This is a genomic window from Streptosporangium sp. 'caverna' (assembly GCF_003203775.1).
GTDB classification, from domain to species: Bacteria; Actinomycetota; Actinomycetes; order Streptosporangiales; family Streptosporangiaceae; genus Streptosporangium; species Streptosporangium subroseum.
The window spans coordinates 2,965,171-2,982,112 of the sequence record NZ_CP029711.1; the positions used below are offsets into that span (position 1 = coordinate 2,965,171).

At 70.1% G+C, this 16,942-nt stretch carries 11 protein-coding genes; 4 read left to right on the top strand and 7 right to left on the bottom strand.

The annotated features are described in order from the left end of the window. Positions 1-142: 142 nt before the first annotated feature. The 3 genes from rpsA (at position 143) to coaE (ending at position 3,256) form a co-directional block, all read left to right on the top strand. Positions 143-1,663, top strand: coding sequence for a 30S ribosomal protein S1 (gene rpsA / locus DKM19_RS13080; RefSeq protein ID WP_110695923.1), 1,521 nt, complete (start codon positions 143-145; stop codon positions 1,661-1,663). A 252-nt stretch (positions 1,664-1,915) separates the two neighbouring features. Next, positions 1,916-2,368 carry a GNAT family N-acetyltransferase gene (locus tag DKM19_RS13085; RefSeq protein ID WP_110695924.1) on the top strand — a complete coding sequence of 151 codons (453 nt, stop codon included), beginning with the start codon at positions 1,916-1,918 and terminating at the stop codon, positions 2,366-2,368. Positions 2,369-2,656: 288 nt separating this feature from the next. Next, positions 2,657-3,256: a dephospho-CoA kinase gene (coaE, locus tag DKM19_RS13090; RefSeq protein ID WP_110705689.1), complete on the top strand. Its 600-nt coding sequence runs from the start codon at positions 2,657-2,659 to the stop codon at positions 3,254-3,256. A 205-nt stretch (positions 3,257-3,461) separates the two neighbouring features. On the opposite strand, the gene DKM19_RS13095 is transcribed toward coaE, so the two are convergent. Beyond that, the gene (locus tag DKM19_RS13095; RefSeq protein ID WP_110695925.1) at positions 3,462-9,149 is read right to left on the bottom strand and encodes a TIR domain-containing protein; all 5,688 of its coding nucleotides are present in this window, start codon (positions 9,147-9,149) and stop codon (positions 3,462-3,464) included. 134 nt (positions 9,150-9,283) lie between these two features. On the opposite strand from DKM19_RS13095, the gene DKM19_RS13100 reads away from it, so the two are divergent. Next, a complete protein-coding gene (locus DKM19_RS13100; protein ID WP_239514226.1) occupies positions 9,284-10,453 on the top strand; it encodes an SLC13 family permease in 1,170 nt (389 codons plus the stop codon). Here DKM19_RS13100 and DKM19_RS13105 read toward each other — a convergent pair. The 6 genes from DKM19_RS13105 to DKM19_RS13130 form a co-directional block, all read right to left on the bottom strand. Next, entirely contained in the window at positions 10,443-11,264 is an 822-nt protein-coding gene (locus DKM19_RS13105) for an inositol monophosphatase (protein ID WP_110695927.1), read from the bottom strand. The two genes, DKM19_RS13100 and DKM19_RS13105, sit on opposite strands and share 11 nt — an antisense overlap. Next, positions 11,261-11,920 (bottom strand): hypothetical protein, encoded by a 660-nt coding sequence (locus DKM19_RS13110; RefSeq protein ID WP_110695928.1) that lies wholly within the window; start codon positions 11,918-11,920, stop codon positions 11,261-11,263. The genes DKM19_RS13105 and DKM19_RS13110 overlap by 4 nt, the downstream gene beginning before the upstream one ends. After that, the gene (locus tag DKM19_RS13115) at positions 11,920-12,930 is read right to left on the bottom strand and encodes a hypothetical protein (RefSeq protein ID WP_110695929.1); all 1,011 of its coding nucleotides are present in this window, start codon (positions 12,928-12,930) and stop codon (positions 11,920-11,922) included. The genes DKM19_RS13110 and DKM19_RS13115 overlap by 1 nt, the downstream gene beginning before the upstream one ends. A 245-nt stretch (positions 12,931-13,175) precedes the next feature. Then, positions 13,176-13,949 carry a sporulation protein gene (locus DKM19_RS13120; RefSeq protein ID WP_110695930.1) on the bottom strand — a complete coding sequence of 258 codons (774 nt, stop codon included), beginning with the start codon at positions 13,947-13,949 and terminating at the stop codon, positions 13,176-13,178. A 28-nt stretch (positions 13,950-13,977) separates the two neighbouring features. Beyond that, complete coding sequence (locus tag DKM19_RS13125; RefSeq protein ID WP_110695931.1) at positions 13,978-15,228, bottom strand: SPFH domain-containing protein; 1,251 nt, start codon at positions 15,226-15,228, stop codon at positions 13,978-13,980. 8 nt (positions 15,229-15,236) lie between these two features. Next, positions 15,237-16,766 carry an SPFH domain-containing protein gene (locus DKM19_RS13130; RefSeq protein ID WP_239514227.1) on the bottom strand — a complete coding sequence of 510 codons (1,530 nt, stop codon included), beginning with the start codon at positions 16,764-16,766 and terminating at the stop codon, positions 15,237-15,239. Positions 16,767-16,942 lie beyond the last annotated feature (176 nt).

The following is a 16,942-nucleotide window of genomic DNA, read 5'->3' on the forward strand; positions in this document are numbered from 1 at the left end:
CTGCGCTGTGGGCTCGCGCGTGTCTCGGACGGAGTGGGCTCGCGCTCGATCACGCCGATGCCAATTCCTTCGGCTGAACGATAAGAAGCCCGCCGCGCGTTCGCCACATCGACATCTGTCCGCGTTCGGAGCAACTCCACACATGACGAGCAGCACTGAGGCCACCTCGAGCACCCCGCAGGTAGCGGTCAACGACATCGGCTCTGAGGAAGACTTCCTCGCAGCGATCGACCTGACCATCAAGTACTTCAACGACGGCGACATCGTCGAGGGCACCGTCGTCAAGGTCGATCGAGACGAAGTTTTGCTCGACATCGGCTACAAGACCGAGGGTGTCATCCCCTCGCGCGAGCTCTCGATCAAGCACGATGTCGACCCGGCGGACGTCGTCGAGGTTGGCGAGCACGTCGAGGCCCTCGTTCTCCAGAAGGAGGACAAGGAAGGCCGTCTGATCCTGTCCAAGAAGCGCGCTCAGTACGAGCGGGCCTGGGGCACGATCGAGAAGATCAAGGACGAGGACGGTATCGTCACCGGCACCGTCATCGAGGTGGTCAAGGGTGGACTCATCCTCGACATCGGCCTCCGTGGCTTCCTCCCGGCCTCCCTGGTCGAGATGCGCCGCGTCCGCGACCTTCAGCCGTACGTGGGCCGTGAGCTCGAGGCGAAGATCATAGAGCTGGACAAGAACCGCAACAACGTGGTTCTCTCCCGCCGCGCCTGGCTTGAGCAGACCCAGTCCGAGGTTCGCCAGACGTTCCTCAACACCCTGCAGAAGGGTCAGGTCCGCAAGGGCGTCGTCTCCTCGATCGTCAACTTCGGTGCGTTCGTGGATCTGGGCGGCGTCGACGGTCTGGTTCACGTCTCCGAGCTCTCCTGGAAGCACATCGATCACCCTTCCGAGGTTGTCGAGGTCGGCCAGGAGGTCACCGTCGAGGTTCTCGACGTCGACATGGAGCGCGAGCGTGTCTCCCTGTCGCTCAAGGCGACGCAGGAAGACCCCTGGCAGCAGTTCGCCCGCACCCACCAGATCGGTCAGGTCGTGCCCGGCCGCGTCACCAAGCTGGTGCCGTTCGGTGCGTTCGTCCGCGTCGAGGAGGGAATCGAGGGCCTGGTTCACATCTCCGAGCTGGCCGAGCGCCACGTCGAGATCCCCGAGCAGGTCGTCCAGGTTGGTGACGAGATCTTCGTGAAGATCATCGACATCGACCTCGAGCGTCGCCGGATCTCGCTGTCGCTCAAGCAGGCGAACGAGGGTGCCATCGGAGCCGACGTCGAGTTCGACCCCACGCTGTACGGCATGGCGGCGACCTACGACGACTCGGGCAACTACATCTACCCCGAGGGCTTCGACTCGGAGACCGGTGAGTGGCTCGACGGATTCGACAAGCAGCGCGAGGAGTGGGAGCGGCAGTACGCCGAGGCTCAGACCCGCTTCGAGGCTCACAAGAAGCAGGTCGAGGAGGCTCGCAAGGCCGAGGCAGAGGCCGGCGAAGCAGCCCCCACGTCCTACTCCGGTGAGACCCCGGCCCCCGGCGCCAGCGCCGGCTCGGGTTCCACCACCAGCTCCAGCAGCAGCAGCTCCTCCGCTCCGGCGGCGGGCGCTCTTGCCTCTGACGAGGCTCTCGCCGCTCTGCGCGAGAAGCTCGCGGGCGGCCAGAGCTGACGCTCTGGTGAAGCGGTAACGGTTTCAAGGAAGGGCCCCGCTCCGGCGGGGCCCTTTTCCGTGTGTATCCACGGCTTCCGTGCGTATCCACGGCACGATCACCACCGGCGTCCTGACCCATGCCTACGCCGGCCCGGAATAGGTCACGGCTCGTGCCCGCGCGGCCGGTGTGCCACTCCGGCGGTCTTGGCGGCGGGTGCGGACGCGCCCGCCGGTCGGCGCCGTGCGCGGGCCCGTTAGGGTGGCGCCGTGATGGCGATCGAACGGGCGGAGCCCGAGGACGTGGGCGAGATCCTGACCGTGCAGCGTGCCGCCTACGTGAGCGAGGCCCAGCTCTACGGAGATCCGTTCATCCCGCCGCTGGTGGAGTCGGCCGACCAGATCCGCAGGGCCGTCGAGACCGCGACCGTGCTCGTCGCCCGTGACGCCGGGCGGATCGTGGGCGCGATCCGGGGGCGGCTGTCCGGCACGACCTGCATGGTCGGCCGCCTGGTGGTCGCGCCGGACGTCCAGAGGCGGGGCCTCGGAGGCACCCTGCTGGCAGCCCTTCACGACGAGGTCGTCTCGGCCCAGGCGTTCGACCTGTTCACCGGCCACCTGTCGGAGGGCAACCTGCGGCTCTACCGCGGCCACGGCTACCGTGAGACCCGCAGGGAGCGGATGAGCGACCACCTGACCCTGGTCCACATGCGTCGGCAGCTGTAGGCGCCCGGCGTGATGTGACGGGGCCGTGCGCCGTTTGGTCGTCCGGGCATGCGCCGGCAGCGGTAAGGCGTCCGGTGTGACGAGGCGGGACCGTGCCGTCCCCGTACACCTGCCTGCCGCCTGGGCATGCTCTGGCAGCCGTAGGGGCGTCCGGCGTACACCTGCCTGCCGTCTGGGTATGCGTCGGCAGCCGCAAGCCGTCCGGTGCGGCGGACGGCGGGTCGTCAAAGGGGGCAAATCGCCTCCGCGGGCTCCGCGCCATGGGCCGTACGGCGTATGCTGCGGATCATGTTGAAGGTAGGGCTTACCGGCGGTATCGGATCGGGCAAGAGTGAGGTTTCCCGGCTGCTGGCAGCCCGAGGCGCCGTGGTGATCGACGCCGACAAGATCGCCCGTGAGGTGGTCGAGCCGGGCACCGCCGGGCTGGCGCACGTGGTCGGGGTCTTCGGCACCGGAGTGCTGAACGAGGACGGGTCGCTCAACCGGGAGAGGCTGGGCTCGATCGTCTTCGCCGACTCGGAGAAGCTGGCCTCCCTCAACGCCATCGTGCACCCACTGGTCGGGGCGAGGGTCGCCGAGCTGCAGGAGCAGACGGACGATGACGCGATCATGGTTTACGACGTGCCGCTGCTGGCCGAGAACAACCTGGCCCCGATGTACGACGTGGTGGTCGTCGTGGACGCCTCCGACGAGGTGCGCCTTGCCCGGCTGGTCGAGCTGCGCGGCATGAACGAGGAGGATGCCAGGGCCCGGTTCGCCGCCCAGGCGACCCGGGAGAACCGCTTGAAGATCGCGGACATCGTGGTGCCGAACGAGGGGTCGCTGGAGGATCTCCAGGTTCAGGCGGACGAGGTCTGGGCCGAGCTGACCGCCCGCGTCACCCCCTGAGCCAGGCGGCCACAACCCCGGACCTCCGAGCGACTGTTGGGCATCTGAGCCGGGTGGCCACGACTCCGGACGACTGCGGGACCCCCGAGCGACCATCGGACGTCTGAACGGTGATCGGGAGCCGGGCGGTGTCGATCCCCGGGTGGTTGCCGGGTGCTTGGACGGTGATCGGAGCTCCGGACGGCGGCGAGTTCCCGGGCGGCGGTCAGAACTCCGCGTCCAGGGGGATCTGCCCGATCCCGGGCAGGTAGGCGTCCAGCTCTCCGGGCTCGAACCTCCGCGTGCCGACGACGTACCAGAACTGGCCGGTCACCTCACCCGCGAGCTTGTAGCGGCCGTCCGGGGCGATCGCCGCCCATCCCTCGGGCAGGCCGAGGAGAACGACCCGCTGGGTGGGAGCGGCCCCGGAGGGGAGGTTCCACAGGATCACCACGCCGTCGTCGCCCGCGCTGGCCAGCAGGTCCCCGGAGGGGGCGAAGGCCAGTGACCAGATGCGGCGGGTGTGCCCGGCCAGCGCGTGCAGGTGCCGGCCGGTGACGGCGTCCCAGATCCGCACGGTCAGGTCGTCGCCTGCGGTGGCCAGCAGCGAGCCGTCCGGGCTGAGGGCGGAGGCCCACAGTCCTCCCGAGTGGCGGGTGAGCGTGTGCAGGAGCCTGACCTGCCAGGGACGGCCGGGCCGTAGCTCCCACACGCGGGCGTCGCCGTCGTTGCTCGCGCTGACCAGCCTGGTTCCGTCGGGGCCGAAGGCCACCGAGTAGATCCGGCCGGCGTGGCCCTCCAGGATCGCGACGCACTCGCCGGTCTCGACGTCCCAGATCCGCACCAGCCGGTCGTCGCAGCCGGTGGCCACGGAGAGGCCGTCGGGACTGAACGCGATGGAGCGGACCCGCCCGCGGTGGTCGGCGAACTTGGCGGCCCGGCGGCCCGTCGCCCGGTACCAGACGCAGACGCTGTCGTCGTCGTTGGCGGTGGCGATGTGGTCCCCGTCGGGGCTGAACGCCTCCGCCCAGACATGGTCGGTTTCGACGTGCAGCTCGCGCTCGTAGTCGCCGGTGGCGGCATTCCAGAAGTGCACCCCGCCGTCGTTGCTCGCGGTGGCGAGTGTGGGATCCGTCGGGCTGAAGGCGGCGGAGATGAGCCGGTCCGCCTGCCCGGTGAACTCCCGCAGGCGGCGGCCCGTGAGCGGTTCCCAGATCCGGACGACCCCGTCATTGCCGCTGGTGGCCAGCATGCTTCCGTCGGAGCTGAACCGGACCGAGGTGATCTTGCGGCCGTGGCCGCGCAGGACGCGCTGGCACTGTCCGGTCGCCGGGTCCCAGAGCCGGACGGTGCCGTCGTTGCTGCTGGTGACCAGCTGCTCGCCGTCGGGCCGGAACGCGAACGGCCAGACGGAGCCCTGGTGCCCCGCCAGCTCCACCCGCTCGTGACCCCCGGCGACGTCCTGCAGGTGGACCGTGCCGTCGGAGTCGGCGCTGGCCAGCATCGAGCCGTCCGGGCTGAACCCGACCTGGTAGACGGCCGTCCTGTGACCGGTGCGCGCGCCGCGTGAGGCGCCCGTGGCGGGGTCCCACAGCAGGATCGCGCCCTCGGTGTCCCCGGTCGCCATCAGCCGCCCGGAGGGGGAGAAGGCCAACGAGTAGACGCTGCCGGTGTGCCCGAGCAGCTCGTGCAGGATCCGCCCGTCCTCGGGGTCCCAGATCCGGACCACGCCCTCCCGGTCGCCCGCGGCCAGCACGGTGCCGGTGGGGTCGTAGGCGATCCGGTAGATGGCGCCGCGGTGCCCGATCAGGGTCCGGCGGATCTTTCCGGTCCGCACGTCCCACATCCGGATGACGCCGGCCGCGTCGCCGATGACGAGCGTGTCGCCGCCCGGGTCGAAGGCCGCGGTGTAGATCGGCGTGTCGTGACCGGACAGTTCCCGGTGCGGCAGCCCGGTGGCGGTGTCCCATACCCGCATGACGCCGTCCGCGCCGCCCGCGGTGATCAGCCGCCCCGAGGGGCTGAACACCACCGGCCACACCCCGTCGGGATGACCGGTGAGCACGTGGGAGGGGGCCGCGGTGACGGGGTCCCAGAGCCGGACCGTGCCGTCGCTCGCCCCGGTGGCGAGCAGGTCGCCCGAACCGCTGAAGGCGACGGCGTAGACCCGCCCCCGGTGGCCCGGCAGGCTTTTGATCGGCAGGCCGGTGCCGCTGTCGCAGAGCAGCACCCCGCCGTCGTCGCTGCCGATCACGACGGTCTCCCCGTCGGGGCTGTAGGCGACGGGATCGGGCAGCCTGCTGAACTGGAAGTGATAGCCGTACGGCACGCCGATCGCGGCCGGGGCCAGCTGGGTCTCCACGGGCTGACCCGGTGCGATCGCGGCCCCGCGCAGCTCGGGGATGCCGGGCACCGTACCGATGACGTCGATCAGCGCCGCCCGCTGCCAGCGGCTGCCCGCCAGCGACGCGTCCCGCAGGTCCGCCCTGGCCAGCCTGGCCCGGGTCAGGTCGGCGCCGCGCAGGTCGGCGCCGGTGAGCTTCGCCTCGTCCAGCCGGGCCCCGGTCAGCCGGGCGCCGCGGAGCACGGCGCGTGACAGGTCCGTGCCGACCAGGGTGGCGTCGGTCAGGTCGGCGCCGGTGAGGTCCACCTCTCGCAGGTCACGCGAGGACAGGTCCTCGCCCCGAAGGTTTGCCCCGCGCAGGTCGGCCATCGCCGGGGTGCGCAACCTGGTGGTGATCTTGATGGCGTTGGCCCGGGAGACGTCGTCCGCGCCGGGGGTGGCGAGCACTCTCGCGGCCCAGGCCTGGCAGGCGCGCACGTCGGCCAGGTCGCACAGGAACTCCACCGTGAGCTGTGACAGCGGTCTGAGCGCCAGGGTCACCGGTTCTTCGAGGGTCGTGGCGATGTGCCGGGCGACCAGCCATTCCATGACCGAGGAGTGGATGAACCCGAACAGGCCCTCCTCGGTGCGGACCATGAGGCTGCCGGTCCCCACCGCGTGCGCGGTCTGCTGGCCGGAGAGCTGCCCGTCGGCCAGGCCGGTCAGCGTCTCGGCGACCTCCGCCAGCTCCGCGGGCCGCAGGTAGGCCTCGCCGCTCTCCCATAACCGCAGCGCCAGCGTGGTCACCGCCTGCCACAGCTCCTCGGTGCGCAGCCCGGCGGGCGTGCCGCGGACACCGCTCACCCGGTGCTCCTCGAAGGCGAGCCAGGAGCCCAGGATCTCCTGGTACAGCATCGCCGCGCTGATGGTGTGCCTGGCCTGGGCCACGGTGGCGAGGCGCTGGTCGTCGAGTTCGGCGATGAAGCTGAGCATGCGCGGGTTCCTGGCCAGTCCGAGCAGGTCCTCGATGTCGCTCATCAGCGAGAACCGGTCCTGTGCCGCGACCTCGTCGCCGCCGTAGCGGTTGACGAGGTAGGCGCGGATCTGCGGGCGGGTGAAGTCCTCGACGCTGAGGACGCGCCGCTGCGGCAGGAGCCCCACCTTCTCGCCGAGCTTGGTGAGCACCTGGGCGCTGGACTTGAAGTGCTGGGTGCGGCTGGCCACGATGATCTTCGCCTTGTCCTCGGCGGCCTGCAGCAGCGTGTCCAGGTGGTCGGCGGCCCGCTCGTAGGTCATCCGGGTCACGAGCTCGTCGAACCCGTCGAACAGCAGCACGATGCGCCCCTGGCGGAGCATGTAGTGGAAGGCCTTCAGGTCGATGACGTCCTCGCCGTGGTTGGCCAGGTGCGCGGCGACCAGGCCGTCCACCGAGTGCGCCTTGTCCAGCGCGCGCAGCTCGATCAGGATGGGCGCCAGGTGGGGCAGCTCCACCGGGATCCGCCTGGCCAGCTCGCGCAGGGCGAAGGTCTTGCCGTGCCCGAAGTCGCCCAGCACCAGCAGGAACCGGCCGTGGTCGGTGGCCAGCAGCCGCATCAGCTCGTCGGTGAGGCCGTCCTTGACCGGCTGGTCGGGCCGGTCCAGCTCCCTGAAACGCTGCGTGACGTACAGCTCCTGCGGGTAGCGCCGGTCCGCGCGCAGCCGCGCCGTCTGGTCGGCCACGTATCCCGTCAGGTCGAGCAGCCCCTGGAACTCGGTGAAGCTGCGCAGCCGCAGCCCGCGCCGGGTCATCTCCTCGCGGAGCGCCTGAGCGGGCGGCGGGCCCTGGTAGACCAGCTCGGCGCCGTGCTCCAGCCCCGAGGCGTGCACCTGCCCGGCGAAGACCTCCACGTCGCCGGAGGTCAGCTCACCGGCGTGCGCGCCGATCCTGAGCTGCCTGATGAAGCCGTCCTCTGGGTAGGTGACCAGCAGCTGCGGGACGTCGCCGGCCACCCTCCTGATCTTGGCCCGTTCGTGCCTGGCCTCGCAGACCTCCGCGATGCGCTCCAGCAGCAGCGCGGCCGGGCTCGCGGCCCGTTCGGGCTCGGCGGCGGGGAGGGCCTGCGGGGGCAGGGCGGGCGCGACCTCTCCCGCCGAGAAGGTCAGCCCCGTCGCGTGCCAGTGATGCGAGGTCTCCTCGACGGGGGTGAGATCGACCCCGTCCCGGTCCCAGCGGCGCAGACCGCCGGAGGTCACCTCGATGAGCTGATGGCGGCCGGGACCGAGCGCGGGCAGGCAGGCCAGGCTCTTCAGCCGCCCCTCGCCCGCCCCGTGCAGCAGAAGGTTGAGCCGGCCGCCCAGCAGATGTTCGAGTGTGGCGGTGTCGCGCAGGCGGGACGGCGACGGCGGGTGGCCGACCGCGCCGATCCGCAGCCAGCCCGACTCCTCGAACGGCCGTAGCCGCTCGGCGAACCACGCGGCCTGCGCCTCCCCCACGAAGCCGTACAGGTCCTCCTCGCGGTGGCTCATCGCCATGGTGGAGTTCAGGCCGGCGACCACGACCTTGAGCTCCGGTATGGAGAAGAGCGTCCACGGCTGGGCGCTGTCGAACTCCGGGCCGTCGAGCCCCAGGTAGAGCTCTTCGAACAGGCCGGTGAAGTGCCGCCATTTGGGCCAGTAGGGAGGTTGCGGGCGGACGTCGTCGGCCTCGCAGTTGCTGAAGTAGGCCCGGCAGGCCGCCTTCGTGATGTCCCTCGGCCCGGGAACGACGATCAACCGCTGCGGCTCCAGGCCGAGCAGCACCCGCAGCCCGGTCAGGAAGGTCGCGGCCTCGCCGAACTCCCTGCGGCTGCCCGACTCGGTCAGGTCGCCGGTCACCACCATCAGGTCGGGACGGGGCAGGCCGGAGTCCCGCAGCCGGGTCAGATCCGCCCAGATCCTCGGCTGCAGCTCCTCGGCCGTCAGCGGCTCGCCCTCCTCGGCCAGCCCCCTGCCGAACCGGGAGCCCGCGATGTGCAGCAGCGTGATCGACTCGCGCGGGGCGTACGTCGACGGCCCGGCCGGATAGGCGGGCGGCGCCACCGGCGTACGGCGCGTCCGCGAGGACTCGCGCCGGGCGGGCGTGGAGAGCACCTGGCCGGGGATGGTCATGGGGCCGTTGGGGAACGACGGCCGCTCCAGCGGCTTGGCGCGGCCCGCCAGCGCCTGGGCGATGCGGTTGAGCAGCAGCGCCCGCGCCTGCTCGGGGTCGGCCACCCCCACCAGGTCCACCCAGGTGATCGTGGACAGCAGCCCCTCCAGCGGGCAGTCCTCCAGCCGGATCGTCACCAGCTTGTTGGAGGGGTTCTCCGGGTCGGCGCGGAGCGCGGCCTGCCACTCCATCCGCCCCCAGCGCGACCTGAGGTAGTTTCTCGACAGCACCGCCACCACCAGGGCGGCCTCGCTGACACCCCGGTCCATGAACTCGATGAACTGCGTTCCCGGGACGAAGTCCCACGCCTGGATCATCGTCCGGTATCCGGCGGCCTCCAGCTCCCACGCGATCCAGGAGGCCCAGCGTTCGTCGGCGGGGGAGTAACTGACGAAGATGTCGATCGGCCTGTCGTCCCGAGCCATCGCGTCCCCATCCCTCGCCGCCGTGCCCGAAATTCAGTATCGCCCGCCGCAGCAGGGTTTTGGAGTACTTCGATCAAGGGAGCAGATGCAATCTCGTCCGGTTTGATGGATCATGGCGGATTGTGTTGCGGCGATTGAGCGTTCTGGACCGGATCCGGATCGGCCTGCTCGGGCTGGGTCTGTTGTTCGTCGTCACCGGGTTGCTTCCGGTGCGGGAGGCCGGGGACCAGCTGGCGCGGATCGCGCCCATCCTGCTGTTCCTCGGCGCTGTGATCGTTCTGGCGGAGTTGACCAAGGAAGCCCAGGTCTTCGACGTGATCGCGACCCGGATGGCGACGGTCGGGCGGGGGAACTACCTGGCGCTGTTCCTGCTGTGCACGGCCTTCGCGTCACTGGTCACCATGTTCCTGAACCTGGACACGACGGCGGTGCTGCTGACGCCCGTCATGCTCGCGCTGGCGGCCAGGACCGGGATCGCCGCCCTGCCGCTGGCCATGACCACCGTCTGGCTGGCCAACACCGCCAGCCTGCTCCTGCCGATCTCGAACCTGACCAACCTGCTGGCCATGGAGCGGCTGGGCATGTCCGTCCAGGAGTTCGCCGGGCGGCTCTGGTTCCCGCAGCTCGTCTCCATCACGGTCACGATGGTCTTCCTGTGGGTGTTCTTCTGGCGGCGCGGCCGGCGCGGCGCCGACCGCTACGACCCGCCGGTCCCCGAGCCGGTCGCCGACCCGGTGCTGTTCCGTACGGCGGCCGTGGTGTGCCTGCTGTTCATCGCCGCCATCCTGCTGGAGCTGCCGATCGAGGTGGCCGCCCTGGCCGCCGCGGTGCTGATGATCGCCGCCTTCGCCTGGCGCGACCGCTCCAAACTCACCTTCGCGCTGTTTCCGTGGCAGCTGCTGGTCTTCGTCACCGGCCTGTTCCTGGTGGTTCCCACCCTGAGCAGGTACGGCCTGGCGGACGTGCTGGGCACCCTGGCCGGGACCGGCGGCGGAGGTGACGGTGCCTACCGGGCATCGGCCATAGGCACCGGACTGGCCAACCTGATCAACAACCTGCCCGCCTACACCGCGGTGGAGAAGGTCATCCCGGTGGGCAACCAGGATCAGCTGCTGGCGCTGCTCATCGGCACCAACGTCGGCTCGGTGATCACTCCGTGGGCCTCGCTCGCCATCCTGCTGTGGTTCGAGTGGTGCCGCCGCAGCGGGGTGCGGGTGCCGATCCCGACGTTCGTCCTGGCCGGGGCCGGACTGGCAGTGGTCGGTGTGGGCGCGACCGTGGGCGCGCTGCTGCTCACGGCCTGATCCTGTCCCCGACGAGCTCCAGCAGGTCGTCCAGGAGCCCGGGCCGGCTCGCGACGAAGTCGTGCCCGTCCCCCGACAGCGGAGCGTCGAAGGGCGTGCCGTCGAAGGCCGTGACCAGCGCTCCGGCCTCCCGCGCGATCAGCAGGCCGCCCGGCAGGTCGACGATCCCGGTCCGGTAGCCGACGATCCCGTCGATGTCCCCCCGGGCGAGCATCACCCAGGCGAGCAGCGGCGCCCAGAGTCTCAGGACCCGGCGGGCGTGCTCGTCCAGCCCGGCCTTCAGCGCCCCCGCCACGGCGTCGCCGCGCCGCACGCCGTACCCCTGGATCCAGGCCAGCACGGGACCGTGAGCGGCGGGGCGGTACGGCGGAGTGGTCAGCGGACCTCCCGGACCGAGGGCGCCCCGGCCCCGGATCGCCGACCAGGTCCTGCCGGTCACCGGCTCGTGCACGACCCCCAGCTCCGGCCGGCCGTCCCTGCACAGGGCCAGGCCCACGGCGTACAGCGGCAGGCCGATCGCGACGTTGTTGGTGCCGTCCAGAGGGTCGATGACCCAGGTCCACTCGGATACCGCCTCTCCGAGCCTTCCCGACTCCTCGGCGATCACCGCGTGGCCGGGAAAGGCGGCCAGCACCCGTTCGAGCAGCAGCTTCTCCGCGGCCAGGTCCAGGTTGGTGACCACGTCACCGTGATCGCCCTTGGAGTTGATCTCGACGATCCCGCAGGTCCCCGCGGAGAGCAGCAGCCCGGCCGCCTCCGCGGCGTCGACGGCGATCCGGCGGGCGTGTTCCAGGTCCGTGTCACTGGTCATACGAGGTCCTCCCAGACCAGATGCCCGGCGGCGTGCAGTGCGACGCGGGCGGTCTCCCGCGCGTCGCAACGGTACCGGGAGATGAGGTGGGCGGGGAGGTCCGGCGGACCCAGTGACAGATCGCTGTGGCCCGGACGACCCCGGCCGAGCGCGATCGTCGCGGTCTCCCCGTCGCCGGGGATCAGGCTGGAGTGGAAAACCCCGGCCGGCAGGGTGTAGGTCTGGCCTGGACCGAACACCTCGCTCGTTCCCCAGTCGCACCTTACGGTGCGCGGAGTCGGCCGGATGCGGTCGCCGTCGGTCTCGCTGACCACCTCGAAGATCCGGTGGGTGACGGCCGAGGTCGTGTCGCTGACGTCGGCGCGGACGTTCTCCACCCGGCCGTACAGCACGTGGCTGATCAGGTCCCAGCTGTGACAGTGGATCTGCGAGGTGGTGGAAGCGGCGTGCGGAAGCGTGCCGGACCAGACGTGCACGCACACGCCGTGCTCCTCGGTCCGTTCCAGCGGCAGGCAGAGGAAGCCCAGCGGGTGGCGGACGGCGGTGACCGGGGAGTCGCCGGAACCGATGGCCTCGAGGACCCCGCGTGCCCAGCCGGGCAGGGAGTCCCGCGCCGTACCGTTGATCATCTCGTCGTACAGATCCTGGTATCTCATCACAGGTACGGGTTCTTCGCCCGAAGCGCCTTTCGCGTGAGGTCGCCGATGTCCCTGTCGGTGTAGGAGCGGGGGAGCGGCAGGCCGAGGGTCTCGAACAGCCGGCGCACCTCCTCGATCGTGGGCTCCTCGCTGAGCGGGACCGACCTGCCCAGCTCGATCGGCACCCGCTTGGCCTGCTCCAGGCTGGTCATCAGCTCGGTGGTGCAGCTGTCGTAGTAGAAGGAGCCCCTGCGAGCCAGGAGCGCCCGCCGGGGGTCCTCTCCCGTGATGATCAGTGATGCCGACGAGAGGTCCCAGCGGAACGTGGTCATGGTGGCCGACAGCCCGATGTGGATCTCCAGCAGGCCGAACCGCTGGTGGTACCAGCAGCCCGCCAGGATGGTGGCATAGGACTCCTTGCGGGTGCGCTCGGGGGTCCAGACCTCTCCCGTGCCGTCCGGCTCCTGCGACATCGACCGCCGGAAACGGGCATAGGCCTCGCAGACCCGCTCGTTGCCCGGGTCGAGGATCTCCAGGCGCACCAGCAGCGCGCGCCGCTCCTTTCTGGCCGCGGCGACGCACTCGGGCAGCGTCACCGCGCGGAAGTAGGTGCCCGTGCCGCCCTTGAAGATCCAGCGGTCGGTCTCCCTGCGGCCTTCGGCGTGCGCCTTGGCGATCTCCTCTGCGCCGTTGAGCACGTGCACGACCGACAGGTCCTGCAGCGCCCTCCCGGCCTCGTCGACCACCCCCTCCAGCCGCTCCAGCCGGCCGGGAAGCGCCGCGGTGCTGGTGAAGCTCTCCCTGATCGCCGTCTCGACCGGCTCCTGCCGCCAGCGGTCGCGCAGGATGGCGGTGGCCAGCAGGGCCAGGACGAGGAGGGTCCCGGACTCGATCACCTGTCTTTTGACGGCCTCGGAGATGGAGTCGTCGATCAACCCCACCACGCCGATGCCCACGGCGAGGAGCAGAGCGATGAAGCCGTCGACGTTCTTACCGAGCCATGCCCCGAACCGTGCTATCCGCCCCATGTAAGCCCCGCTCGTCCCGTCGGCAGTCAGCCCCCGCTGTCATGGTCACGTCGTCATCGTAGGTCTGGACCCGGGCATACTCCATGCTCCGTCTTGGTAATCATTTTACGTACCCAAAGATCTTCGGCTCGGATCGTCTCGGCGGCGAGGGAACGGCTCCTCTCCGGGAAACGAGCGGCGCCCCGGTCGCCGGGTGACGGCGACCGGGGCGCGGCCGTACGGAAGGCCCTGCGAGAGGGAGGGGGCTAGAACCAGCCGCGCTTCTGGGCCATGGCCTGGAGACCGGCGCGGAGCGACTGCTCGACCTGGCCCGGGTGGTCGTTGTAGCGGACCGTGAACCGGTTGTAGGTGTCGTGGCTGGAGCTCATGAAGCCGCCGCGCTTGTCGGCCTCCAGGATGACGTCCAGCGCGTGCGGACCGGCGATGAAGGTCAGCTCCAGCTCGTTGAAGTGGCGCGTGTACTCGCGGCCCGCGTAGTACTCGATCTCCTGGAAGAACGGCATCTGCGAGCCGTGCAGCGTGCCACGTTCCAGGTCGGCCTTCTTGAAGCGGAAACCCATGTTGTCCAGCGCGCCGAGCACGTGGTCCTGGGCGGGCAGGGGGTTGACGAACAGCGGGTCGCGGTCGCCCTTGTCGAGCGCGCCGGCCAGGGCGAGCTCGGTGGCGACGCCGAGCTGCATGCCGCGCAGCGGGTGGCCGCCGATGGCGCTGATCGGGGTCTCCCAGGGGACGAGGATCTCGAAGGGGGTCGACTGGGGGGCGCCCGAGGCGAGCTGGAAGGGCCCGCTGACCTGCTGGCGCAGGAAGCTGTAGGTCGACTTGTACTCGTTGTCGCCGCTCTCGACCTCGACGACCGCGGTGAAGTCGATGAAGATGCCCTCGACCTTGTAGTCGGAGCCGCCGCCGCGGAAGTTGACCTGCCCCCGCAGGACCTCGCCGGGACGGACGTTGGAGTTTTGCAGCACCGTGTCGACCTCGACGCCTGCGCCGAACGCGGCCATCAGCTTACGGAACACCATCGGGGAACTCCCAGGGGATAGAAGGTTTTCAGTTGGGTTCAACGGCTGGCCTGACCTGGCCGTTCCCGCTGCTGAGCTGAGGCAGGATCTGGGCCAGAAGCATGGTGGACAGCGCGGAGGACTCGCCGGACGCACCGCTGGTGCGGACGACGACGGGGCGCGGGGCGCTCTCGGCGAGCTTGGCGCCCACGTCCAGCCGGCGGCGGGCCAGCTCGTATTCGAGCACGGCCCGGTTGTCGCGGTAGGAGTCTGCCAGGTGACGCAGCCCCTTCGCCTCGTTCTCCGCGGAGGTGAGCTCCGCCCGGCCCTTGGCCTCGATCTCCCAGCGCACCCGCTGGGCCTCGGTCTCGTGCTCCTCCAGCATGCGGGCGACGTCCTTGCGCGCGGTGTTGGCGGCGGCTCTCACCTCGACGATACGGGCGTCACGCGTCTTCTTGGAGCGTTCGATCTCCATCAGGAGGGTGTCGATCCGACGCTTGCGGGTGAGCTCCCACTCGCGCTCGAAGGCCGACAGCTCCTTGGCGACCTTCTCGCGGGTGGCCAGATGCTGCTGGTACTGGTCGGGCAACTGCACGTCGGGAATGTTGGCGCCGGTGATCCGCACGCCGTACCGGCCGAGCTGGCGGGTCAGGAGCTCCTGCATGTCGCCCACGTCGGATCCGCGCAGGTCGTAGGCCCGCTCGGTGTTGACCTGGCGACTGCGCTGGCGGATGGCGTCCTGTACGGCGCTGCTGAGCACGAGGTCGAAGTTGCCGGCACCGATCGTCCGGACGAAGGCCACCGGGTCGACGATGCGGAACTTCAGGAAGAACTCGATCGACTTCAGCGGCACGTTCTCCGCGGTGGGGCAGGCCACGATCGGGGCGGAGTAGGGGATCTCGGTGGAGGTGTCCACCACCGCGTCCACCCGGTCCCACGGCAGCCACAGGTAGTGGCGTCCCGGGGGCAGGACGCCGACGATCGCACCCCACCGGCTGCGCACGCCGGTGGTGCCCTCCTCGATCTCGATGATCGCCCGGCGCCACATCCAGACCAGCGCCGCGGCCAGGGAGACCACCGCGCCGATCGCGGCGAGGCCTGCGAGCGCCCCGTCGGCCAGCACCGCGGTACCCATCAGGTAGAGGGCGAGGAACAGCAGGGCCACCCAGGCGAAGCCGCGGCGGTCCTTGGGGATCACCACGGGGACGAGCTGGCCGGACTCGCCGCCGCGCAGCAGCTGGCGGATCTCCGACCATGAGGCCAGGGATTCCTTGATCTTGGAGAACTCTCTGTTGCTCATCGGTCGACTCAAGCCTTCTCTTGTGCGGCGGGCACCACGGTCTCGGAGGCGGGGTGGAGGAGGGCGGTGATCTCCGCCTCCCGGCCCTCGACGCGCCTGCCGATCTGGGTGATCCGATCTCTGATCGCGGCCATGTCCGTGTCGGAGAACAGCTGCTTCTCGTGGCTGCCGACCATCTGCTTGGCCAGGGCGAGCAGGTCGATGTCGGTGGTCTCGCCGATCTGCACCAGGCGGGGCATGTGGGAGGCCACGGATTCGAGCTTGTCGAGCAGGTCCTGCTCGAAGCGGTAGTCCAGGATCTCCGGCGCCTCGGCGGCGCTCAGGGCCCGGATGTCCAGGGCCTGCGCCTCCAGGAGGGCCGCGTTGGCCTTGGCGGTGGACTCGGCCTCCACCAGCCGCTGGCCTCCCTGGGCCTTCGCCTGGTGGGACGCGCGCTCCAGCGCGGTGTCCATCCGGGCCTGGTGTCCGGCGATCTCGGCGTGGATGGCCGACAGCTGCTCCTGCAGACCGGCGAGCTCCTTGATCAGGTCGCCCTCGTTCTGCTCCTTGCGCAGCTGGAGCTCGTACTCGTAGGTGTAGGCCTCCTTGGCCACCCTGATCATCTCTGGAGCGGCCAGGTCCATCCGATACTCCTGGCTCGTCGGCTCGGCGTGCGTGATGTTCACGTCGGTGAGCCGTACGGCGGGCAGGAACTGCTGGTTGAGGTTGTCCAGCATGCCCATGGTGCTCTCGCCGACCAGGTCGTAGATCTCCTCGGCGCGCTGGGCGTAGATGAGGGAGCGGGTGACCTCGCTGATCGCGTTCTGCAGTTTGGCCTGGAAGCCGCCGACCGAGCCGAGCACGAAGATGAACTCGGCCGGGTCCTCGATCCGGAACTGCAGGAACAGGTCGACGCTGGCCTTGACGCCCTGCTGGGTCGGGGCCTCGCGGATGGGCGCGTTGAAGGGGTATTCGCGGGTGGTGTTGACGATGTAGCTGACCCGCTTCCACGGGTTGAACAGCGTCACCCGGCCGGGCTCGGCGATCTGCACGAGCTTGCCGAACTTGGTGATCAGGGCCTTGCAGCCCTCGGGCACCATGACCACGCTCCGCCGCCACCACAGGAAGGCGGCGGCCAGCAGCAGCACGACCCAGTAGTGAGGGCCGAACAGCACCCGTGCGCCGTCGGGCAGCCCGGTGGCGACCAGACCGACCAGTCCGAGCACCGCCAGCCCGACCAGGGGGAGGACGATCCGGGCCGTGGTGTCCTTGGGGATCACCACCGGCGAGATCACGTGAACCGGCTCGCCGTTCGGGCCCTTCCCGGTGAAGCTGCGGTTGATGATCTCACCGGCCTCGTTCAGCGACGCGCTGCGGGCCTCGATGGCGGTGGCCAGGGACACGCCCTGGTCGCGGGCGGCCATGAAGTCCGAGGTGTTGAGCGAGAACCCCTTCTCGCCGGCGACCTGGCCGGCGATCTGTCCCACGGCCTGCCCGATGACCTGGCGTACGTCACCGCCCTGCCCTATCGCCTGGGCCGCGACCATCGCGGACTGCATGGCTTCTCTTGGCCGGGACATCAAACCTCCGGATAGTCATATGTCAAAAGGCGGATATATCACGCTTGGTGAGCGTAGGTGTGCAGAACAGTCAAGGGGATCCCGCTTGCGGTTCGCTTGCCACGTGATTGAGGACCGTGCGGCCCGTTTGCCGTGTGGCCGGGGGCCGGGCGAGT